The sequence below is a fragment of the Nonomuraea sp. NPDC001636 genome (assembly GCF_040298265.1).
Taxonomy (GTDB): domain Bacteria; phylum Actinomycetota; class Actinomycetes; order Streptosporangiales; family Streptosporangiaceae; genus Nonomuraea.
Genome location: NZ_JBEOZT010000044.1, coordinates 1 through 21,819, shown reverse-complemented (window position 1 = coordinate 21,819; position 21,819 = coordinate 1). Strand labels below are relative to the sequence as shown.

16 protein-coding genes and 2 pseudogenes are annotated in these 21,819 nt (G+C 70.7%); 5 read left to right on the top strand and 13 right to left on the bottom strand.

Translation table 11 applies throughout. From position 1 onward, the window contains the following. Window positions 1-176 precede the first annotated feature (176 nt). Together ABT158_RS46855 and ABT158_RS46850 are read left to right on the top strand one after the other, a co-directional pair. On the top strand, window positions 177-395 hold the full coding sequence (locus ABT158_RS46855; RefSeq protein WP_352365217.1) for a site-specific integrase: 219 nt from the start codon (window positions 177-179) through the stop codon (window positions 393-395). Beyond that, window positions 365-697 carry a site-specific integrase gene (locus ABT158_RS46850; protein WP_352365215.1) on the top strand — a complete coding sequence of 111 codons (333 nt, stop codon included), beginning with the start codon at window positions 365-367 and terminating at the stop codon, window positions 695-697. The genes ABT158_RS46855 and ABT158_RS46850 overlap by 31 nt, the downstream gene beginning before the upstream one ends. 417 nt (window positions 698-1,114) lie before the next feature. On the opposite strand, the gene ABT158_RS46845 is transcribed toward ABT158_RS46850, so the two are convergent. From ABT158_RS46845 to ABT158_RS46805, 9 genes and pseudogenes are all read right to left on the bottom strand, one after another. Then, window positions 1,115-1,756, bottom strand: a complete 642-nt coding sequence (locus tag ABT158_RS46845) for an IS3 family transposase (protein ID WP_352365269.1) — start codon at window positions 1,754-1,756, stop codon at window positions 1,115-1,117. Further along, window positions 1,705-1,935 (bottom strand): annotated as a pseudogene (locus tag ABT158_RS46840) (IS3 family transposase); the annotation flags it as partial. The pseudogene ABT158_RS46840 and the gene ABT158_RS46845, both read right to left, overlap by 52 nt. Window positions 1,936-2,264: 329 nt before the next feature. Beyond that, window positions 2,265-4,019 (bottom strand): ABC transporter ATP-binding protein, encoded by a 1,755-nt coding sequence (locus ABT158_RS46835; RefSeq protein ID WP_352365213.1) that lies wholly within the window; start codon window positions 4,017-4,019, stop codon window positions 2,265-2,267. Beyond that, entirely contained in the window at window positions 4,016-5,752 is a 1,737-nt protein-coding gene (locus ABT158_RS46830) for an ABC transporter ATP-binding protein (protein ID WP_352365211.1), read from the bottom strand. The genes ABT158_RS46835 and ABT158_RS46830 overlap by 4 nt, the downstream gene beginning before the upstream one ends. Further along, entirely contained in the window at window positions 5,742-7,529 is a 1,788-nt protein-coding gene (gene asnB, locus ABT158_RS46825; protein ID WP_352365209.1) for an asparagine synthase (glutamine-hydrolyzing), read from the bottom strand. The genes ABT158_RS46830 and asnB overlap by 11 nt, the downstream gene beginning before the upstream one ends. Window position 7,530: 1 nt before the next feature. Further along, complete coding sequence (locus ABT158_RS46820; RefSeq protein WP_352365207.1) at window positions 7,531-8,442, bottom strand: hypothetical protein; 912 nt, start codon at window positions 8,440-8,442, stop codon at window positions 7,531-7,533. Window positions 8,443-8,453: 11 nt separating this feature from the next. Continuing rightward, window positions 8,454-9,302 carry an MbnB/TglH/ChrH family RiPP precursor modification enzyme gene (locus ABT158_RS46815; RefSeq protein WP_352365205.1) on the bottom strand — a complete coding sequence of 283 codons (849 nt, stop codon included), beginning with the start codon at window positions 9,300-9,302 and terminating at the stop codon, window positions 8,454-8,456. A 195-nt stretch (window positions 9,303-9,497) separates the two neighbouring features. Continuing rightward, the gene (locus ABT158_RS46810; protein WP_352365203.1) at window positions 9,498-9,665 is read right to left on the bottom strand and encodes a hypothetical protein; all 168 of its coding nucleotides are present in this window, start codon (window positions 9,663-9,665) and stop codon (window positions 9,498-9,500) included. 347 nt (window positions 9,666-10,012) lie between these two features. Then, window positions 10,013-12,034: a glycosyltransferase gene (locus ABT158_RS46805; RefSeq protein ID WP_352365201.1), complete on the bottom strand. Its 2,022-nt coding sequence runs from the start codon at window positions 12,032-12,034 to the stop codon at window positions 10,013-10,015. 439 nt (window positions 12,035-12,473) lie between these two features. Here ABT158_RS46805 and ABT158_RS46800 point away from each other — a divergent pair. Both ABT158_RS46800 and ABT158_RS46795 read left to right on the top strand, forming a co-directional pair. Next, window positions 12,474-13,226, top strand: a pseudogene (locus tag ABT158_RS46800) (ISL3 family transposase); the annotation flags it as partial. Between the two features lie 265 nt (window positions 13,227-13,491). After that, entirely contained in the window at window positions 13,492-15,606 is a 2,115-nt protein-coding gene (locus ABT158_RS46795) for a multicopper oxidase family protein (protein ID WP_352365199.1), read from the top strand. Between the two features lie 174 nt (window positions 15,607-15,780). On the opposite strand, the gene ABT158_RS46790 is transcribed toward ABT158_RS46795, so the two are convergent. From ABT158_RS46790 to ABT158_RS46775, 4 genes are read right to left on the bottom strand one after another with little or no spacing between them, the layout of a single operon-like run. Continuing rightward, complete coding sequence (locus tag ABT158_RS46790; protein ID WP_352365197.1) at window positions 15,781-16,863, bottom strand: thiopeptide maturation pyridine synthase; 1,083 nt, start codon at window positions 16,861-16,863, stop codon at window positions 15,781-15,783. Then, complete coding sequence (locus ABT158_RS46785; RefSeq protein ID WP_352365195.1) at window positions 16,860-17,825, bottom strand: lantibiotic dehydratase C-terminal domain-containing protein; 966 nt, start codon at window positions 17,823-17,825, stop codon at window positions 16,860-16,862. The genes ABT158_RS46790 and ABT158_RS46785 overlap by 4 nt, the downstream gene beginning before the upstream one ends. Beyond that, window positions 17,818-20,286 (bottom strand): lantibiotic dehydratase family protein, encoded by a 2,469-nt coding sequence (locus tag ABT158_RS46780; protein ID WP_352365193.1) that lies wholly within the window; start codon window positions 20,284-20,286, stop codon window positions 17,818-17,820. The genes ABT158_RS46785 and ABT158_RS46780 overlap by 8 nt, the downstream gene beginning before the upstream one ends. Before the next feature lie 15 nt (window positions 20,287-20,301). Beyond that, window positions 20,302-20,460 (bottom strand): hypothetical protein, encoded by a 159-nt coding sequence (locus ABT158_RS46775; RefSeq protein WP_352365191.1) that lies wholly within the window; start codon window positions 20,458-20,460, stop codon window positions 20,302-20,304. Window positions 20,461-20,948: 488 nt separating this feature from the next. Here ABT158_RS46775 and ABT158_RS46770 point away from each other — a divergent pair, with 488 nt between their 5' ends. Then, window positions 20,949-21,176, top strand: a complete 228-nt coding sequence (locus ABT158_RS46770) for a hypothetical protein (RefSeq protein ID WP_352365189.1) — start codon at window positions 20,949-20,951, stop codon at window positions 21,174-21,176. The last annotated feature ends 643 nt before the right edge of the window (window positions 21,177-21,819 follow it).

Here is a 21,819-nt window from a genome sequence, read left to right as displayed (position 1 = left end):
CCGGTCCGACAATTGTCAACGTGCGGCCTGGCCGGCCCTGCGCGCCTACCGCCGCGAGCGCGCCCAGCAGGGCCACCGCCCCGCAAGTCCCCGCCGATCACCGTCGACCGGCTGCGCGCGATGGTCGACGCCCCGCCGGACGGCACCCATCAGGACGCCGCGACCGCGCTGTCCTGGTGCTCGGCTTCGCCCTGATGGGCCGCTCGGAGGTCACCGACATCGACATCGACGACCTCACTTTCACCGCCGACGGCCTGGAGCTGTACGTCCCCTTCAGCAAGACCGACCAGGACGCCCAAGGCGAGATCGTCCCCGTCCCCTACGGCCAGCACCCGCAGACCTGGCCCGTCCGGGTGACCCCCGCATGGCTCGCCGACCCGGCGACGCCGGCGTGACGACCGGGCCGCTGTTCCGCCCGATCGACCGGCACGGCCGCATCCCCGCCCGCGCTCATCCCGTCGCCGGGCGCGACCGCCGTGAACGGCTGACCCCGCAGTCGATCAACCTGATCGCCAAACGGGCTGCGACAGCCGCCGACCTCGACCACGCCGATGCCTACACCCCTCACGGCCTGCGCGCGGGCGGCGCCACCTCCGCCGCCAAGGCCGGCGCCTTCATGTCCGCGATCATCCGCCATGGACGCTGGGCCGACGGCTCCCCCGTCGTCGCCGGCTACATCCGTCAGGCCGACAAGTGACACGACAACCCCTGCACAGCATCGGACTATGAGACCGGCGGCCGCTGGTCTGCCTATCGGTACCGTGGCGCATGATCGACTTTGAGCCACATGCTGTGCGGGCAACGCCTGCCAGGGGTCCTCGCTCTCGAACGGCTGCCGGAGCCACCCATTCTGGACTGCCCTGTGTGACTGGGCGGCCGGCTCGGCCAGCCAGCAACTCCGCAAGCAAGCCGCTGGCGGTGGCACCCATCACTGCTCACTCTGCAACGAGCCCGGCTTCGCCGAGGCGAAGAGCCGCGATGCGTAGGGCGCGCCGCCGCCTGTTCGGGAGCAGGTCGAGGCACTGCTCAAGTTCGATGAAGAGCTCCTCGATGGTGTCGCCTGCTGCCATTGAGGGGCCACGGAGATTCCGGACAGCCGTCTTGTGGGCGTAGCCTATGCGGCCGCCAGGGTTGCAAGGGACTCGTTGAGCACCTCAAGGGGTGGTCGGTAGCCGAGCGCCGAGTGCAGGCGCCGGTGGTTGTAGAACCCCTCGATGTAGCGGATGACCTGCCGTCTTGCCTTGGCTCGGGTGGTGAAGAGGAAGCGGTGCAGCCATTCGTTCTTGAGGGCGGAGAAGAACGACTCGGCCATCGCGTTGTCGTAGCAGACGCCGGTGCGACCGACCGAGCGGCGGATCCCCAGGCCGGTCAGGAAGCGGCCGAACTCATCTGGGGTGTTCGTGCCGCGGTCGGTATGGAACAGGGCGCCGCGCTGGAGCAGGCCGGTGCTGGCGGCCATCCGGATCGCGTCCTTCATCAGTTCGGTGCGGTAGTGGTCGGCCATCGCCCAGCCCAGCGCCGCCTTGCTGCGACAGTCGATCACGGCGGCCAGGTAGAGGGAGCCCTCCGAGGTGGTGACGTAGGTGATGTCGCCGACCAGCTTGGGGCCCGGACGGGCGGCGGCGAAGTCCCGGCCGACCAGGTCGGGAATGCCGCGGAAATCGCCCTGCACAGCGGTGACGGCCCGGAACGCCCGTACCGGGCCGGGACCAGACCCTGCTCTCGCATCAGGGCACGCACCAACTCGGCCGAGCAGTGCTCACCGCGGCGGGCCAGAGCGGCGTGCACCCGCCGGTAGCCGTAGGTCTCATGCGAGTCGGCGAAGATCTCGGCAACCGACGCGGCCAGCAGCGTCCGGCGTTGCGCGGTGGCCGAGGCCGGCCGCTCGCGCCATTCGTAGTAGCCCGAGCGGGTCACGCTCAGCCAGGAGCACATCTTCACGATCGAGTGGCAGGCCTTCTCCGCGTAGGAGAGTTCGTACTTGGCGAGCGTCATCAAGTCTCGGAGGCGAAGAAGGCGGCCGCTGTTTCAAGAAGGTCAGCTTCTCGCGCAGCTCGGCGCTCTCCCGCTCCAACTCCCGGATCTGCGACCGCTCCGGCCCAGAGAGCGCCCGACGCTTCTCCTGCGCGCTCACGATCCGATGTCGGTGTCAGCTTATGTAGCCGACTATCCGGAATCTGCTGGGCGCCTCAGTCAGTCATGTGCCGCCGCGCCTGCCCGGACAGGGTAGTGCGGCCGGCCGCACCCGTACGCGCGGAGACGGCTCACCGGCCGGCCGCCCGCAGCCAGCGGCTGTAGAGCGCGGCGAACGGGCCGCCCGACGCCAGCAAGTCGGCGGGCGGGCCCGCCTGCACCACCTGGCCACCGTCGATCACCGCCACCTGGTCGGCCTCGGTGACCGTGGTGAGCCGGTGCGCGATGACCAGGACCGTACGGCTGCGCCGCAGCCTGCGCAGCGCCTCCTGGACCCGTTCCTCGGACTCCTCGTCCAGATGGCCGGTGGCCTCGTCGAGCACGAGCACCTGGGGGGCGTCGATCCACAAGCGGGCGAAGGCGAGCAGCTGGCGCTCGCCCATGGACAGCCGCTCGCCGCGTTCGCCGACCGGTGTGTCAAGTCCACGGTCCAGGCGCCGGATGGCCGGTTCCGCGCCGATGGCCTCCAGCGCGACCTCGGCCTGGGCCCTGTCACGGCCGGGCTTGCCGAGCAGCAGGTTGTCCAGCACCGTGCCGGCGAACAGGAACGGCTCCTGCGGGACGTAGGCGACCACGCGGAGCAGCTCGTCCTCGCTGGTCGTGCGTAGGTCGACGCCACCGAGGGAGATCTTGCCCGCGTCCGGGTCGTAGCAGCGGGTGAGCAGCTTGGCAATGGTGGACTTGCCGGCGCCGGTCGCCCCCACCAGCGCCAGCGTGTGCCCGGCGGGGACGACGAGGTCTACGCCGCACAGCGCCTCCGGGCCGGGCTCACCGTCCGCCCTGGGATAGGCGAAGCGCACACCGGACATCCGCAGCTCCGCGCCGGCGGCAGGCAGCGGCACCGGTGCGGGCGGGTCCTGCACCGACGGCTGCTGCGCGAGCACGCCGGTGATCCGCGCGGCCCCCGCCATCCCGGACTGCACGCTGTCGAGCAGTTCGCTTAGCTGGAACACCGGGTCGAACAGTAACCGCAGGTAGATGAGGAACGCAGCCAGCGTGCCGATCTCCAGAGCGCCGTCGATCACCCGGTGACCACCTACGGCCAGGGCGACGGCGGTGGCGACCGCCCCGCCGAACTCCACGGTGGGGAAGAACATCGAGGCCAGGTCGATCGGCCGGCGATTGGCGATCCGCTCTGCGCCGTACCGGTTGGCCAGGCGTTCCAGCGTGACCTCCTCACGCCGGAACGCCTGCAGGACGGCCACCGCCGCGACGCTCTCCCGCGCCTCGGCCGATGCGGCGGCCGACGCCTCACGTACCCGTCGCCACGCCGCCGCCGAACGCCGTCTGAACCAGACGACCAGCACCGCCAGGAAGGGTGCGATCGTCAGCACCGCCACCGCCAGCCGCCAGTCGAGCACCACCAGCACGAGGGCGACTCCCGCCATCGTCACCAAGCTGGTCACCAGGTTCACCAGGGCCTCGGCGACGAGCGGCTGCATCGAGGCGACGTCGCCGGTAAGGCGCGCCACCACGCCGCCGACCCGCTCGCGCTCGTGGAAGTCAAGCGATAATCGCTGCAGGTGGGCGAAGAGCCGGGAGCGCACCGCGTGCAGCACGCGCTGAGCCACCTGTGCCAGCGCCAGCGTCTCGATCCGCGCGACCGCTGCCTGCATCGCGATGACGGCGGCGCAGCCGAGCACCGCCCAGGTGAGCGCGCCGGGATCGCCGGGCACCACCCCTTCGTCGATGCCCACCTTCACCAGGTACGGCAGGCCCAGCCCGGCGGCCGTTCGCGCCAGTACGGCGGCGCAGCCGACGGCGAGTGCTCGCCGGTGGACGACGACCATCGGCCGCAGCCATGCCGCTGGTGACGGATCGTTCATCGTGCACCTTCCACGCTAGTCATGCTCAGTTCGTCCCCGGCGTCCTCGTCGGCGGAGGCCGGGGCGTCGCCGAGGCGGATCACACGGGTGGCGAAGCGGCGCGCCGTGCCGTCACCAGTGGCCAGCACGGTGGCGCCGCCGAGAGCGGCGGGCAGCCGCTCCAGCACGGCCGCCTCGGTCATCGCGTCCACCTGGGACAGCGCGTCGTCCAGGAGCAGGACCCGCGGGCGTAGCAGCAGGGCGCGGGCGATGGCCACACGCTGGCGCTGCCCGCCCGACAGGCTGTTCCCCTGCTCGCCCAGCACCGCGTCCAAGCCGCCCGGCAAGGTCTCCACCAGGTCGAGCGCCGCGGCGGCGTACAGCGCGGCGCGGATCTCGTCGTCGCCTGCGCCGGGGCGGCCCAGTGCGACGTTCTCCCTGAGCGTGCCGGACAGCAGCACCGGCTCCTGCGTAACGAGCGCGACCTGGGAACGCAGCGAGCCGAGTGTGAGGTCGGCGAGGTCGTGCCCGTCCAGCAGGACCCGTCCCGCGGTAGGCGCGGCCAGGCGGGGGACGAGCGCCAGCAGCGTCGACTTACCCGTCCCGCTGGAGCCGGTGAAGGTGACGCGCTCGCCGGGTGCCACGGTCACGTCGATCTGTTCGAGTACCGGCCGTCGTGCCCCTTCGTGGCAAATGCTCACGCCCTCGAACGTGACCTGGGCGCCGTGCGGCAGCGCCGGCAGCGGTACGGCGGCGGCTCGGTCGGCGATGGCCGGCGGCCGGTCCAGCACCTCGAAGACGCGTTCGGCGGCGGCCATCGCCCGCCGGGTGACGGCCGACAGGGAGGTGAGCGCCTGCAGCGGACCGGTGAGCAGCAGCAGGTAGGTGGTGAAGGAGACGAGGGTGCCCAGTGTCAGTTGGCCCTGGATGACCAGCCGGCCGCCGTACCACAGGATCGCCGCCTGGCCCACGGCGGGCAGGGCGCCGAGCAGCGGGCTGTATCGGGCGCGTACGCGGGCCATGGCCAGGTTCTCCGCCATCAGGCCCGCGCTGACGTCGTCGAAGCGGGTCTGGCGCTGCCGCCGCAGGCCGAGTGCCTTGATTGCGCGGACCCCGGCGGCGCTCTCCTCTGCCTCCGCGGACAGTTCACCCTCCTTGCGCTGCAGGCTGCGGAACATCACGCCCAGCGTCCTGTCGTACCGCACCGCGGCCGGCGCGAACAGAGGCAGGATCGCCACCGCGGCCACGGTGAGCCTGGGGGACAGGACGGCCATCTGGGTCAGGGCGGCGATGGCGGTGAGCGCGTTCAGGATTGCGAAGATGAACCCGTAGGAGAGGAAGAACCGGATCGCGGCCATGTCGGAACCGAGCCTGGAGAGCACCTGCCCAGTCGCGACGCCGTCGTGCCAGGCGGGTTCGAGCTGCAGGATCCGGCGGGCGAGCCGCGACCGTAGGCCGTATTCGACGTCCAGCGCGACATGGCCGCCGACTGCGCGCCGCACCGAGCCGCAGACCCAGCGGATCACGGCCAGGGCCAGCAGCACCGCGACCCCGGTGGCGACCAGGCCGGGCCTGCCCGGCACGATCGCGTCGTCGATCACCGCCCTGATGGCCAGCGGCAGCAGTGCCGAAGCCACGATCATGACGACCCCGAGACCGAAGGACACGCTCGTACGCGCCCAGTACGGCCTCAGCAGCCCGAGCAGCCGCGGCAGCGTGCGCGCCGACCCGTCGACGGGGCGGTCAGCCGACATCGGCTGCGGGGACGAGCGAGGCGACCGGCCGTCCCGCGCGCTCGGCGATGAAGTCCAGCAGCGACAGGCCGTGTGGGTAGGCGCCCCGTCCGGTCACGAATATCTCCGTGAAGAGGTCGAACACCAGCAGTTCCAGGTTGCTGTCGAAGCAGAAGCCGAACTCGTGCCTCTCGCGGTAGTCGTCCGGCAGCGACCGTTCGCACAGCCGTTCCAACCGGCCGCGCAGCCGCACTCCCGACGACGGCGCGCCAATCTTGCGGCGCAGGACGCTGTCGGCCAGCGGCCCGTCGCCGCCGCACAACCGCAGGGCGGCCCGCCGCAGCAGGTGCTTCTGGAACCCGAAACGTGCGTCCACCTTGTAGGTGGTCGGCAGCGAGGTGACGAACCGCACCAGGGAGTCGTCCATGAACGGGACCCGCATCTCCAGACCGACCGCCATCGACGACTTGTCCAGCGGTTCCAGGTGCAGCCGGACGAGCTGATCGCGCATGTTGTCGGCGAGGACCCGCTCCAGGTAGTCGCCGTACGGGCGCTCACCCGACAGACCGTCGAGGATCTCCCTGGCCCGTGGGCTCGGCAACGCGGCCAGCCGTCGCAACTTCGGCAACTGCGTAGCGAGGTAGCGGGCACGTGGGCCCCGGTCGAGGTATTCCGTGTACCCGCCGAACAGCTCGTCGGCGCCCTCGCCGTTCAGGCACACCTTCAGGTCGCGGGCGACCAGCCCGGCCAGGTGGTAAAGCGGCAGCCCGCCCAGGCCTGCGGGCGCCTCGGCCGACCACAGGTAGGCGGGCACGCTCTGCAGGTAGGTGTCGAAGTCCAGCACGCTCACCTGGTGCGGCAGCCCCATTGAGGTGGCGAGGGCGCGGGCCTGCACCAGGTCGGGGTGCCCGTCGGAGTCGGCGACGCTGTACACGCGGAACGGCCCGCCCCGCTCCCGGCGCATCAACGTGGCCAGCACGGCGGAGTCGAGCCCGCCCGACAGGGTGAGCCCGACCTCGACGTCGGCCACCAGATGCGAGCGGACGGCGTCGCCCAGGCGGCCGATCAGCAGGTCCACCGCCTCGTCGAAGGAAACGGGGGCTGCCTCCTCGCCGCTCCCAACGGGATCCGGGGCAGTTCTGAAGGGGACCGCGGCACCGGCCCCGGCGGCGGAGACGGTCATCGTGTGGCCGGGTGGCACGCTGCGGATGTGTCGGAAATAGGTGTGGTCGCCTGCGGGGTGGCCCAGTACCAGGGTGTCGGCGAACGCCTGCGGGTCCAGCTCGCCGTCGAGCCCGGGGACGCGCAGCAGTGCCTTGATCTCCGAGGCGAACAGCAGCACTCCGTCGTCCAGGCGGGCGTGGTACAGGGGTTTGATGCCCAGCGGGTCGCGGGCCAGGAGCACCCGGTCGCCGTCCGCGACCGCGAAGGCGTACATGCCGCGCAGGTGCTCCACGCACCGGTCGCCGTACTCCTCGTACAGGTGCAGGACGACCTCGCTGTCGGAGCCCGTGACGAAGGTGTGGCCGCGTGCCCGGAGGCTCTCGCGCAGCTCGCGGTGGTTGTAGATCTCGCCGTTGGCGATCACGCGCAGCCGCCCGTCGGTCGACTCGATGGGCTGACGGCCACCCTCGACGTCGATGACGCTCAGCCGCCGTGAACCCAGCCCGACGTCACCGGACAGGTGTACGCCCGAGTCGTCCGGCCCTCGATGGGCCAGCGTCCGCGTCATCTCCCTCAGCAGGGAGGCGCTCCCTTCGGCCACACCCTCGCCGATCACGGCTACGATTCCGCACACTTCAGTCGTCCCTTCCGTCAGTCGCCGCGGCCCCGTCGTACACCGTGGGCGTCTCGTCCGATCGGGGGCGCAGGCCGATCGCGCCGTGCTCCCTGAGCAGCAGAAACATGTCCAGGGCGGCCTGCCGCGCCGCCGGGGTGAGCGCGCCCGCGCCCGACGCGCCCGCCACAGCCGCGCACACCTCGGCGACGGTACGCCGCCCGTCGCTGGCCTCCATGAGCGCGGCCGTCGCGGCGTTCACCCGCATGCGGCGGACGAACACCGCGGCCGGCCGCTTGATGAACAGCAGAAGCTGCGGCCACTCCAACCGGGTCACCTCGGCGGGGACCTCGCCGTTCTCCAGCCGGGGCACCAACTCGGCGAGGTCGTGGAAGAACGGGACGATCCTGGTGTTGGCCGCAGTGACCGGGACGAGGCCCAACAGGTCTCCGGTGGCGAGCGCGGCGGAACCGTCATTGACCAGGGCGATCGTCGCCGCCCCCTCCCACGCCTCGCCGCTGGTGCTGAGGTCGAGCAGCACCCGTTCATAGGCGACGACGTCCTCGGCCCAGGCCGGCTCCAGCGCGCCCTCCCGCAGGAGCCGTACGGCGAACTCGCACAACCGCTCGGCCTCCACGATCATCGCGCCGTTGGACCCGGGCACGGGCGGGAACTCGGCGCAGAACCGGTCCACGTGATCGTGCAACTGGTGGTGCAGCAGCAGCGAGGTCAGCGGCAGCGCGCCGAGCCCCAGCTCAAGTCTGCTGTTGGCGAGCAACTCCGCCTGCAGGGCCAGCCGTCCCCGATCCATGCCGCGCAGGCTCGCCGTCTCGGCCTCGCTGAGCTGGTACAGCTCGGTGGCGGCCGGGTCGCCGTCCAGGAACATCCGCTGGAACGCCTTGTCGGTCAGCATCCTGCTGAAGGCTCGTTGCATGTCCAGGATGCTCATGCGCAGGCCCCGCCGCGGACCGGCCGTTCCCGGCGCATCAGGTCCCGCGCCCGCCGTACGTGCTCCACGATCTCGCCGAACTCCGGCCACCCCTGGTCCCACTCCAGCAGCACGGCCTTCACCGGGGCACGGTCGAGCACGTGGTCGAGCAGCTTCCAGACCTCCTCGTCCACCGGCTCGCTGTGCGTGTCGACGAGCATGCCGCCGATCTCCTTGCCGCCGGCGATGTGGATCTGCACCGTCCGCTCCAGCGGGATGGCGTCCAGGAACTCGTACGGGTCGAAGCCCAGGTTGACGGAGTTGACCCAAACGTTGTTCACGTCCAGCAGCAGGCCGGCACCGGTCTCCTCCAGCACGCGGGAGGTGAACTCCGCCTCGCTCATCTCCCCGCCGGGCAACTCGGCGTAGTACGTGATGTTCTCCAGCAGGAAGGACGCGTCGATCCTGGAGGTGACCTCCTTGACGTTGCGGCAGACGATACGCAGGCTCTCCTCGGTGAACCACAGTGGGGTGAGCTGGTCAATGTTGGTCTCCGGCGTCCGGGTGAAGCTCAAGTGGTCGCTGAACCAGGGTGCGCCGGTCCGCTCCACCAGGGTGGCCAGCCGGGACAGGTAGTTCGGATCGGGAAGCACATCAGTGCCGATCGACAGGCCGACGCCGTGCGGGATCAGCGGGAAACGTTCGCGCAGCGCGAGCAGGCGGTCCATCTTGTCGGGGGCCGCGTACAGGTACTGGTCGGAAATGATCTCAAGGAAGTCGATCTCGTCGTCGGCGGCCATCGTCTGCTCGTGCAGCGGCATTCGGTAGCCGAGCCCTGCTCCGAGCTCCGGTAGATCGTCGAACATGCGTGACTCCTCATGGTGGACGGGATGTGACAGCCGCCCGCTCGGCGTACCCGGTACGCCGAGCGGGCGGCATGCCGGGCGCGGCGGGGATCCGCCGCGCCCGGTGATCTCCAGCGCCGTCAACGGACGATGCCGTCAACAGTTCTCGTCACAGGCGCCTTCAGCAGACGCCATGACGAGGCGCCTTGCCGGCCGCTAGTGGGCGCAGCCCGAGCAGCCGCTGTGGGCGCAGCCCGAGCAGCTGCCGCAGCCGCTGCAGGACACCTGCGGCTGAGCCATCACGATCTTCGACTCGAGCTGCTCGAGCTCGAACTCCAGCGCAGCCCCGCTAAGGGCCAGGCCCTCCATGGTCATCGTGCTCATCGTGACTCTCCTCTTCGTGAGGTGGATCTCCCGGACGGAAGACCCGTCCGAGATCCGGCCGGGCTGTCCCGGTCGGAGCCTGAGTGGCGCGGGCCGCTACGACTTGCAGCCGGAACAGCCCGCGCAGGAAACCTCCGGCTCGGCCGCGGCGAACCGGGTGGCGAGCTGCTCCAGCTCGAACTCCAGCGCGAGCGCGGGTGACTGCGTGGTGGTCATCGGCCTCTTCCTTTCTCTCCGCCGGGCGCGCCGGACGCGGGCGGGCGCCCCGCCGTACGCGTTCCGAGGCAAGGGGGCACGGCCCGGCTCGATCAGCGGGGCGAGAGCCCGGCCCCGTGCGATGCCGCAGATCAGCCCTGCGGCGCGGGCGGGCGGGTGAACACCAGCAGCCCAGCCCGATACAGCTTGGCCAGCGTGCCAAGCAGCCTGGGCGTCAGCTCCGACGGCTCCGCCCCGCCGCCCCGGGCCAGGTGCTCCACCAGCGTGATGGTCGGCACGCTGCCGTCACAGGTGTCCAGCAGCATGGCGGTCGCCTCGTTCATGCGCAGTTCGGTGGTGGCGAGGTTGGCCAGGCGGGCGAAGCACACCACGACCCGGTCGTGGCCGGGCCGCTCGTTCGCGCCGCCCGTCCGGCAGAACTGGCGTACGGTCTCCCCGCCGAAGCGTTCGAGGCGGATCTCAGCCCTCAGCAGCGGATGCAGCGTGCCCACCGACTCGAGGGTGATGGGCTGGCCGGCGAGCGCGTCCGGCGCGGGCGGCATGACGGGGCCGGGACATGGCTCTCCGACCCGTAGCGCCCACAACCGGGCCCGCTGATAGCGGACCAGCTCGCGGACCTGGCCGGCCGCCGGGCCCTCATACCGCTTATCCAAATGCTCGCAGTACGCGTCCAGCACCACACTGTCGGCCCCGTCAGCGGCTGGTGAATTGTCGGAAACCGGGTGGTCCGCGACGAAGCCGGCGGTCAGCTCGTCCAGCACGTCACCGAGGACGTCGCGGGCCCACGGCAGCCGTCCCTCCACCCACTCGGCGAACGTCCTCCGCACAGGCGGGGCGACCGGGCCGGCGGACGGCACACGTCCGGCCGCGTCGTTCAGCAGCGCCTCCCACGCCTCGGCGAACAGGCCGGAACCGGGGAAGTCCGCGGCCACCAGCCGCCCGCGCGCGCCGATCCCGGCGGCGGTCTCCGGCCGGTCGATCAGCCCCTGGAGCCGGTCGGCCAGGACGTCGTGCTCCTTGGGGTCGGGCACCAGCACGAAGTTGTCCCCGTCGCCGAGCGTTTCGCGGTAGATCTGCTTGTCGTGAATCTCGCCGGACAACACCAGGCACGTCCCGGAGGCCAGTACCTCGCGCGGCACGACGGGCCCATGGATGACCACGGGAAAGTCACGTTCGAGGAAACACGTCGCCGTGCAGGCCCGGATGAAACGTGGCACCTTCCAATGCGGCACGAACGGCAGCAGCCAGGCGTGCTCTTCCAGGCCGTGGACGGCGACCGCCTCGCGCAACATCTCCGTACGGGCACGGCCTGACAGCAGCAGCAGGTTGAACGACCTACCGGAGGCCCGCACCCGGCCGAGCGCGGAGATCAGGTCGAGGGTGCCCTTGAACTCGCCCGGCTTGCCGTACATGCCGATGGTGGGGAGGGACGAGTCGTACGCGGGCATCGGCGGCGCGCCGGGCAGCGAGCGTGCCAGGGCGCCGATCTCCTCGGCCGACAACGGCACGGCGTCCGGATGGAAGCACGGTGGCACCGCGTACGGCGGCGACATGCGGATCGCGTCGCGGGCAACCCCCATGCCGAGGAACCTGCCGACCAGTCCGGGCTTGGTGATGACGGTGTGCGCGGCGCGGAACACCTCCTGATACGCGGCCCCGAGCTCGGGGACGCGCATGAGCCGGTCCAGGTCGCTGCCGGCGTGCTGGACGAGCAACGGCAACCCGGTCCAGCTGCTCACCAAATGCGCGGCCACGCCATACGGCTCCAGGTAGGAGCCCACCACGACGTCGCAACCGAACTCGCGCACCACCTGCAGGGCCAGCCCCGCCAGCTTGCTGACGAACGGGTTGCTTTGGGGGATGTGGTCCATGCGCCGCCCGAACCGCTCCGGCCGGAAGACCCGGACGAAGCCGCCGCCGGGGAAACAAGGCTGGTACTCGGCGGCGTCGTCGTCCCCGAGTCCAAGCCGGAACTGCTCCTCGACCTCGTCGGCGTTGGTCACCACGTAGACGTGGTGGCCGCGCTCGGCCAGCAACCGCGCCGCCCAGTAGGTCTGCGCGCTGACCCCGCCCTCGATCGGCGGGTACTTCCCGATCAGGCAGACGCTCATCGGGCCCGTGCCCGGACGCGTCTCCTCCCCGCTGATGGTCATGCTCCCCCCAGTGGATGCATACCTGCGAATCCGCCGCCCGCTCCTGCCAGGCGGCTCGGACGCCAAGATCGTCGCAATCGCTTCTGGTGGCTCACTTGGAGATCACTGCAACGCCCGGTAGCGGCTTGCGTCGTGCCCGTCGGAGTAAGACAGCGCTGGCCCCCGCCCATTGTCTGGTCGGCCCGCCGCGCGGGTAGTGCCGATCGGGAACAGCGGCCGCAAGAGCAGCAACAGGAAGTGGGTTCGGCCATGTCCGTCGCGCACGGGTGTGTCCGGGTTTCGGCTCTGGCCCGCCTTCGGTGGTGACGGAAAGTGGTGGCCGAGAGGTTGTCACTTCAGGGGCTCTGGCTCGTAATCGGTGGTGGCGCTGAGTGATCCCTGCCAGGCTGTGCCGGGCTGAAATCGACGATCTTACGGATGTCGTGTTCGCGCGTCTGCCCTGGTCATCGAGGGCGTAGAAGACGAGGGCAACCACATCCAGGTGATGGCCCGAACGCGCACCGAACCGATGCCGTGCCCGGCATGTGGGGTGCCGACCGGTCGGGTGCACAGCTAGGCCAGCCGCCGGACGGTCAGGGATGTCCCGGTCGACGGGCGGCCGGTGATGGTGTCGCTGCAGGTCCGGCGTCTGCTCTGCCCAGCGCGGGAATGTCCTCGGCAGACGTTCCGGGAGCAGGTTCCCGGGCTGCTTGAGCGCGACCAGCGTCGGACGAATGGGCTCACCGACCAGTTGGGCGCGGTGGTTCAGGCGCTGGCCGGCCGGGTCTCGACTGTCAGCGGTCCTGGCTGTCACGATCTCCAGGTCCACAGCGCTGCGCCTGCTGATGCGGCTGCCGCTGCCACCGCTGCAGGTCCCGCGCGTGCTGGGTGTCGATGACTTCGCTCTCAAGCGACGGCATCGATATGCCACCGTCCTCACTGACGCCGAGACCGGCGAGCGGATCGATGTCCTGCACCGGCCGCGGTGCCGATCTGCTGGAGGCATGACTGCGACCGCACCCTGGAGTCGAGATCGTCTGCCGGGACGGGTCAGGTGCCTATGGGGAGGCGATTCGACGTGCTCTGCCGGATGCGGTGCAGGTCGGCAACCAGTGGCATCTGTGGGCGAATTTCTGCGGCAAGCCCCTCGCCGAGGTTCGCTCCCACAGCGCCTGCTGGGCCATGGTCAACCCGCCCCGCCCTACCTGGACCGCGTGAACGTCCTGACCGGCGCGCCGGTCTCGACGGTGCCCATGAACTCGCTCCGCTGAGGGGTGCGCCCACCGGACCCGCTGAACCGGCCCGTAGGAGCGATGGCGTCGCTCCCGAGTGCGGCGTCCTGCTGAACCGTTGCGGTGGAAGGACCAGGCGCAAGTCCGTTCGCCTCCCCCTGCCAGACCATAGAGGGCCAAGGGGTGTGACGCGTGCGGGCAGCTCTGCTGCGCCCTCCATGAGTACTCACAAGCGCCTTGACCTGCATGGATGCAATTTCTGGCAGGCGCGCAGATGGTTCTGCACAGAGTCGGGAAACGACTGGATCACGGCAAAGGGCCGCCGTCAACGGCTCAGGCGGGGTACATACCCACAACAGGCGCTTTGTCGGCATTCCGGAAGCGGCTCAGCGGCCCTTCGGAGGCTGGAAGCGAAGGTCCTTGGCCCTCGCCCGGGAATGGGAGATGGAGATGATCACGAGACGGGGGTTCCTGAAGGCCGGAGCGGGTGGCGCCTTCCTCCTGGTTTCCCGCTCGGACCTTGCCGTGGCCCCCCTCGGCAGCCTGATGAACCCCGCGTCCATCGCCAAGTACGTCGTCCCGCTGCCGATTCCGCCCGTGATGCCACCGGCCTCGACAACCGGCCCGATCGACCGGTACGTGATCGGCGTGCGACGGCTCCGCCTGCAGATCCTGCCACCTGGCAGCCCGGCCACGACGGTACTGGGCTACGGGGCGGCGGGGGTGCCTCGGAGCTTCAACAGCCCGGCTTTCACGGTGGAGGCCCGAGTCGGCCGTCCCGTACAGGTCAAGTGGGTGAACGAGCTGGTCGACGGCCACGGGAGGACTCTTGCTCATCCGCTGGCGGTGGATCCGACACTGCACTGGGCCAACCCTCCCGGGGGACCAGCGGGACGTGACTCGCGACCGGCCTTCGCCAACACACCCGGCCGCTACCTCGGGCCGGTCCCGATCGTCACGCACCTGCACGGCGGGCACAGCTCCGACCACAGCGACGGCCATCCTGAAGCGTGGTTCCTGCCGGCGGCACGGGACATCCCGCCAGGGTACGCAACCGAGGGATCGCAGTACGCCGGTTTCGCAGCCGCTTTTGCCGACCTGCACGGAATCGCCTGGAGCGCGGGATCGGCGACCTTCCACTACGGCAACGACCAGCGGCCCGCGACCATGTGGTTCCACGACCACACCCTCGGCATCACCCGGCTCAACGTCTACGCCGGACTCTCCGGCTTCTACCTCCTGCGCGGCGGTCCCGCCGACCTCGCGCCGGGCGTCCTGCCGGGGCCTGCAGGAGCCTCCGGCGCGACCGGACACCAGGGAGTCCACGAAATCCCGATCGTCATCCAGGACAGGACTTTCGCCGCCGACGGCTCGCTGTTCTACCCGGCGAGCCGCAGGCGGTTCGACCGGTTCGCCGGACCGTACATTCCCCGCAGCGACATCCCGCCCATTTGGAACCCCGAGTTCTACGGCACCACCATGATGGCCAACGGCCGCACCTGGCCGCATCTGGCGGTGGAGCCGCGCCGCTACCGGTTCCGGCTCCTCAACGGGTGCAACGGTCGCTTCCTCGATCTGAAGATCGTCACGAATCCGCTGGCCCGACGGCCCGCGTCCGCCGCCCTCCCCTTCTGGCAGATCGGATCCGACGGAGGATTCCTGCCCGCGTCCGTGCAGCTCGGCGAGGTGCTGCTGGCCCCGGCAGAACGCGCCGACGTGATCGTCGACTTCACCGGCGTCCGCCCGGGGACGGAACTGTTCCTGATCAACGAGGCCCCGGACGGCCCCTTCCACGGCCGCCACGCCGCCGCTCCGGCCGACCCGGCAACAACAGGGCAGGTCCTGAAATTCACGGTACGCCCGCTGACGGAACCCGACCGCAGTGTGCCACCGGCCGATCTCGTCCTGCCCACCTTCACCCCGCTCGGCGCAGCCGGCACCACCCGCAAGGTGGCGCTGCTGGAGCGGGCCTCAAGGGTGGTGCCGGGCGCGGGACCGGCGGCCGTTCTTCTGGGCACCCTGGAACGAGGCGGTACGGCGAAGATGTGGTCCGACCCGATCACCGAGAACCCCGCCGTCGGTGCCACCGAGACATGGGAGATCCACAACTTCACCATGGACGCCCATCCGATCCACATCCACGAAGTCCTCTTCCAGATTGTCGACCGCCGCCCGTTCCACTCCCCCGCCCGGCCACCGGAGGCAGGGGAGCGCGGCTTCAAGGACACCGTCATCGCCTACCCGGGCCAGGTCACCCGGATCAAGGCCACCTTCGACCGGCCGGGTCTGTTCGTCTGGCACTGCCACATCCTCGAACACGAGGACAACGAAATGATGCGCCCCTACCGCATCAGCCCATGAGCGCCGATCTCAGCGTGCGGTTCGCGCGTCAATGTCCGTGATGTTGTCGCGTTACCGCCGGTCGACCTGTCCGGAGGGCCTGGGATGGCCGCGTGAGCGCCTGTGCCTCATCCTTCCCGAACCGGGGCGGCCGCTCCGCGATGACGTTCGCGACGTCCTGAGCCGCCGGCCATGTCAGGCTCGCGCCCAGGCCGTGGCCTTCTCCACGGGTGAGACGCCGTACTCGGCCTCGACCGCTGCCGCGATCAGGTGGCAGAACAGGTAGCGCTGGAGCGGTGCGAGCCCGAGTCTGGCCAGGTGGCCGTAGAGCATGTTGATGGCCAGCCGGTGACCGAGGAACCAGTCGGAGCCGAGCACCTCGTCCTTGTACCGTCCGGTGGCCAGCAGGATCTCGTGGAAGTCGATGGTGTGGAGCTGGCGCATCTCGGGTTCGGGCGCGGCGGCGTCGAGGTCGATCTTCCCGTCGCGGATGAGGGGTGCGGCGATCGCCTTCCTGCGCTCGACGTAGTCGAGCCATTCACGGACGTGCGGCGGGGTGCGGCCCGTGTCCACCTCGGCCACCCGGCGGCGCACCAGGGCACGGAGCTGCCGCTCCTGCGCGCGGTACTTGGCCTCGAAGCCGGCGCGCACGCCGTCGCGGTCCACGCAGTAGGAGGCGAAGGCGTCGGCGTGGGAGCGGAAGGACATGTACCCGCGCGAGATCGGCGGCACGCTGGTGTGCGCGAAGGCGATCATCAGGTCGAGGCTGAGCTGGAAGAGCGACAGCTCGCCCCTGCGGATGGCGGCCAGCGTCCCGAACGCCATCCGGGTGCTCTCGGCGTGGTAGGAGTCGAGCAGGTCCTGCAGGGTACGGCTGCCGAGCACGTGCAGGCGGTCCTCGTACGGTTCGGTCTGAAGCGTGTTGTCCGGATACCACGGCCTCAGCGGGCCGTGATCGCTCTCCCGGACGGCGAGCGCATGGTGGGCCTGCTCCAGTGCGGCCTCGTCCAGAACCGCCCGTGAGGGGTGGTCGCGCAGGTAGCGGCCGAGCCGGTCGGTGGCCAGCGGCAGGATGTCCGTGTCCCAGGCGTCGTCGGGGGCCTGGAGGTTGAGTCGCAGGTGCGGCCCGCGCCGCCAGTGGCGTACGAAGTACGGTTGCCGCACCCGCTCCCCCAGTTCCTCCAGCAGCGGTCGCACGGCGTCGAGGATCAGGCCGTCCTGGTCGGTCTGGTAGTAGCGGACCTGGATGCTGTGCCAGGGGGTCGTGAGGTCGTTCACCGGTGCTCCAGTTCGCGGTAGGTGGTGCCGACGAGGTGACGCAGGTGTGACTCGTGCCCGCTCGTAAGGCCGAGCCGGTTGCACAGCAGGTGGACGCAGCGCAGGAGGAGGACCAGCAGGTCGCCGCGCGGCCGGGTGACGCCGGAGGGGACGAAGGTGGACTGTGCGGGTTCCGGATTGAATCGGCCGGTGGCCTGGAGGTCCAGGACGCGATGACGAAGGGTGTCGATCGAGCGCCACCAGGCGCCGAGCGGATCGCCGGCGCGGGGGTGTTCCTCGCCGCCGGCGATGCGGTGGCTGCGCAGGAGCTGCGCGGCGAGCGCGGCCCGCTGCCCGTCGGAAGGCCCTGGCTGGTCGGACGGTTCTCCAGGGGCGGAGCGACGGTCGCGGGTGGTGGGGAGCGTACGGGCGAGGCGGGCGGGGTCCGGTTCCCAGGCGGCCAGGGCGAGCATCAGGGCGGCGGCGGCGAACCCGGCCCGGCGTCCAGGCCCGAGCTCGCCCTCCAGCAGGGCGAGCGCGATGCGGCTGGAGTCGTGGAAGTGCCGCTCGGCGGCCTCGACCGCCTCCGGCCCGCCGTACGTGCCGTACTCGGGGCGGTACGCGATGGCCTCCACGCCGTCGCGGGCGCGTACCCGCCGGTCGTAGTGGAGGAGGTGCTCGGCTCTGGCGTACCGTTCGGCCGTGGCGGCGTACCGGCCGGGGTCCCAGGAGGCCGGCGAGGGGTGGGCGGCGAGGTGCCGTTCCAGCGCCGCCGTGGCACGCTCGGCCACCTCCTCCGGGCGGGCGGACGGCAGGAGCCGCAGCCGCAGATGCGGCCCGCCCTCCCAGTAGCGCAGGAAGAAGCAGCCCGTCAGCAGGCCTTCGGCGGCGAGCTCGCGAACCAGCCCGCCGACCGCCTGGACGATCAGCCGGTCGGTGCCGCCGTGGTGGAAGGCGTGCAGCGAGATCCACGGCTCAGCCATCGCCCACCTCCACCACGTACTCCGTGACGTGGCCGTCGCCCGGCTCGGGCAGCACCTCCTGGAACGCCGTACAGGTGCCGCTGTCGCCGAGCTGCCGCTCGAAGGCGGCGACCAGGGAAGGGTCGGCCAGGTCCAGGAAGGTCGGTTTGGCCAGCCGTGCCGTACGCATGGGGTCCTGTCCCCACGTGCCCGGGTCCAGGGAGAAGACGAAGCAGCGGGGCGGGATGCCGGACGCGGCGAACCAGCGGGCCAGCGCCAGCAGGTGCTCGGTCTCGGGCTCGCCGGGCCGGCGTCGCGGGACGTCGGTCGTGGCCGCGTACCAGGTGGCGCGGGCCACGACGACCTGGCCCAGCCACACCCTGGACCTGCTCACGACCGCTTCAGGCGGCTGACGTGGCGGCTCGGCGAACAACGCCCAGGTCGGCACCGCGACGCTGGGCTGATCGCCGAACAGGTGCAGCAGCAGCCGGGCCGTACGCGGCAGGAACGGCGTGGCGATCAGGCCCGTGTGGCGGGGCAGGACGCGGCGGCCGTCGGCGGCGCGTACCAGCTCAAGCTCCCCGGCGGCGGGATCGTGGCGGACGGCCAGTTCCCCCAGAGTGAGGCGCGCGCCGGGCGGCCGGTCGGAGACCGCGCCCGGATAGCTCAGCTCGTGGACGGTCGTGGCCGAGCGGAGGTTGACGTTGTGACCGAACAACCCGGTCATCTCAACCGGAATCCCGCCATCCTCGGGTTCGGCGGGATTCGGCTCGTCCGTGAGACCCGCGACCGTCAGGAGCCGGTGGACGCGGCTGCGCGCGGCGCCATGACCGACCGCCACGCTGTTGAGCACCAGCCGCACGGGCCCGTCCCCCGGCAGCACCTGCACGTAGCACGCCAGCGAGCGCACCGGCCGGGCGCTGCCCGGCCGCCCGGACAGCCAGTCGGCCAGCGTCTCCGGCTGCTCGTGCAACATCCTCAGGGTACGGTCGCGGAACCGCCGCAACTCGACCGCCGCGGGCAGGGTGCTCACACTCTCCGCCGCCGCGCCACCGCGATGGAGCAGACCGTGCAGCGCCCGGCCCTCGGGGGTGGCGAGCTGCGCGGCCAGCGTACGGTGGAACCGGACGAACGGGACCTGTGCCCCGGCGCCGGACGCCCGTACGAAGAGGTCGGCGGCCAGTAGCCGGATCTCGTTGTCGCGCTGGAAGACCCCCAACAGCTCGCGGAGCAGGTCAAGATCGTCCAGGGCGGCCCGCCAGGCCTCCTCCCCCAGGCGCGTGGCGGGCGAGGCGAAGACGGCGTTGTCGCGGAAGAGGTTCTTGTCCGGGAGCTTCGTGCCGGACGGGGCCAGTCGGCGCAGTGCGCCGCGGACCTCCTGCTGGAAGGCCAGTTGCGCGCTCAGTCCCGCCGCGCCGGAGTGGCGGTCCAGCGCCCGCGCGAACGCGGTGAGCGCGTCGGCGGCGGGATGCGGCGCCAGCCCCCGGGCCAGATCGGCCAGATGGGAGCCGGACTGGTCGGCGACCGGCGTGAACGTCTCCAGCACCTCCAGCTCGATCAGCCGGGCGAGCGTGGCCGGCGGGACAAGCCGCCGCGCCTCGCCGAGCGTCGGGGCGCCGGCCAGGGAGCTCAGGAGCGCGCGCAGTGGCGGCGTGGCCGGGATGCCCCGGTAGGCGTCCTCGGTACGGCTGAGCCACCACAGGCGATCGCCGTCCTCGCTCAGGCCGGCGTTGGGCCTGACCAGGAAGCGGGCCGCGAGGTCGTCGTCGGTCGCGGCCAGGTCACCGAGCAGCCTGCGCAGCAGCCACAGGTCGGGCTCGGCCGCGCTGCGCCAGTTCCCCTCGCCTGTCACGGTGACCGCTTCCGGCCCGGGGGCCCAGCACCCGAGTCCCATCATGGTGAATGTCGAGTGGGGGCTGGTCTTGGCCGCCACCCGCGCGAGATACCGGCTCAGCCGCAGGTCCAGCCGCCGGGACGGCGCGGCGCCGGGAGCATCGAGCCAGCGCCGCAGCGCCTCGGCCAGCGACGGGCTCGCCTGGACCAGGCCATGGGTGAAGACATCGGCCGAAGCCCATTTACCAAGGTTGCGGTGCCTGTCCTGGCGTTCCTCCTCCAGGACGGCGGGCAGCGAAGCCCGCAGCCGCTCGCTCGCCCGCGACGCCTCCAGCCACCGCCGAAGCCGCCGCTCCAGCTCGGCCGGAAGCTCGGCCGAGCCGGCGAACGCCGCAGGACGGCGTCCGTTGTACAGCGCCCGGCGGAGTGCGACCAGGCGGGACCTCGCCCGCCCCGGAGGGACGTCCGCGATGCACGGCTCCAGGGCGAGCGCGAGCTCCCGCCCCTCAGCGGACAGGCGAGCCTGCCCCTTGAGGATCTCCTGGACGGTCCGCCAGGTCCGTTCGCACCGCAGATCGTCCAGGACGGCCGTGGGCAGGGCGGCGACTCTGACCACCACGGTGGGCGAACGCCGGCGCCAGATCGCCATGCGGGTTCCGCCGCGCTAGATGAGCCAGCTCTTGCCCGACGTACAGCCCGAAGCGCCGATCTCGGTGTTGCCCAGCCCCATGGCCACGGCCTCGACGAGCACCTCGGAGCCGGGGAGTTCCACGGTGGCGACGTCCAGCGCGTCCAGGTCGAGGACTTCTTCGTGCATGTCCATGCTGCCTCCGTTTCGTTCGGGCGCAGGTGCGCCGCGACACTTCTGCCAAGAGAACACGCAAAACGGCACATGTCCACGCTGCATGACATATCAGGCATGACGGAACGTACCGTGCCGAGAGGGCCGCTGGTGCGACGCAAGCAGCCGTCCACGCAGCAGGGGCACCCTTGCTGTCATCGGCGACGTTCTACGCACACGCACGACCAGTCGAGCAGCGGCGACGCCTCCGGCGGCGCGTTCAGCGTGGAACGCATGCCCCGTCACCTGATCGAGCCGGACGGCCGAGGCTGGATGCGCGGTCCGCATGGTTGCAGTCCTCTGGGGAGGACGACGGCACACGGAACCGTGCCGACCTGCCCTGATCCGCACGCCCTGACACAAGACTCCAAGGCACCCTGATCCGGCTGAAGGTCGAGCACCTGCCCGGCGACCGAGACGCGCCACCCATCTGGCTCCGGTCCTCCAAGACCGGCGCCACCGGCGTGGACATGGACCGCAGCTGGCAAGCCTTCCTGCGCAGATTCGACCTGGAGCACACCTACCGCTTCCGGAAACAGACCCTTGGCCGGCCCCGGCCCAAGCTGCGCGCCGCCCAGGCCGCCGACCGCTGGACCTGGCTGCTCATCATCGTGCACATCCAGCTGCGCATGGCTCGCCGGCGCGGGTTTCGGAACCTGCGTCCCGCACTCGCAGCCCTACAACAATCAGGAGGATAAAGAACAAGCTCAAAGGGTGTTGCGGAACCTCGCCGTCGCTGTTGATCATGCGAGCGATGTGCCACCTGGTGACTCCGACGCCGCTGTTCGGCTGAGGACGACCGGTCCGAGTGCGATCCCAAGTCCTCCCTGGCGTGGATGGCGATCAGCAGACCGACGGGCAGCCCGGCCTCGTGAAAGTGCTGGTCGAGATGGAGTTCATCGCGGTTGCGCCGACCAACGCGCTCACGTGTAAGAAAGCCGGCCTGCTGCAGGTCGGTCACGATGGCCTGAACCCTGCCTTCGGTGAAGCCGGCCGTGTTGGGTTCTTCGGGAGGCGTTTGTGTCTGGGTGGCCGGGCGGTGGCTGTTTGGCGAGGATGTCGTGGAGGGGCAGTAGGTCTCGCGGGGCGCTCCGAGACCCGTTGCGAACCCGAACGCCCCCAGCGCCCGAATCGGTCGCGCGCTCGGTCTGCGGTCTGGTTCGCATCACGACGGTGTTGAGCAGATGGGATCGGGCGCCGATGAGAAATGGCGCCGACAGTCGTCTAAGTACACGTCCGGTGAAACGCGCTGCGCGCATCAAGGGAGAGCAACGAGATGAGACCGCTTCGATACTCGATCAACGTCACGCTCGACGGCTGCTGCCATCACGAGGCAGGGCT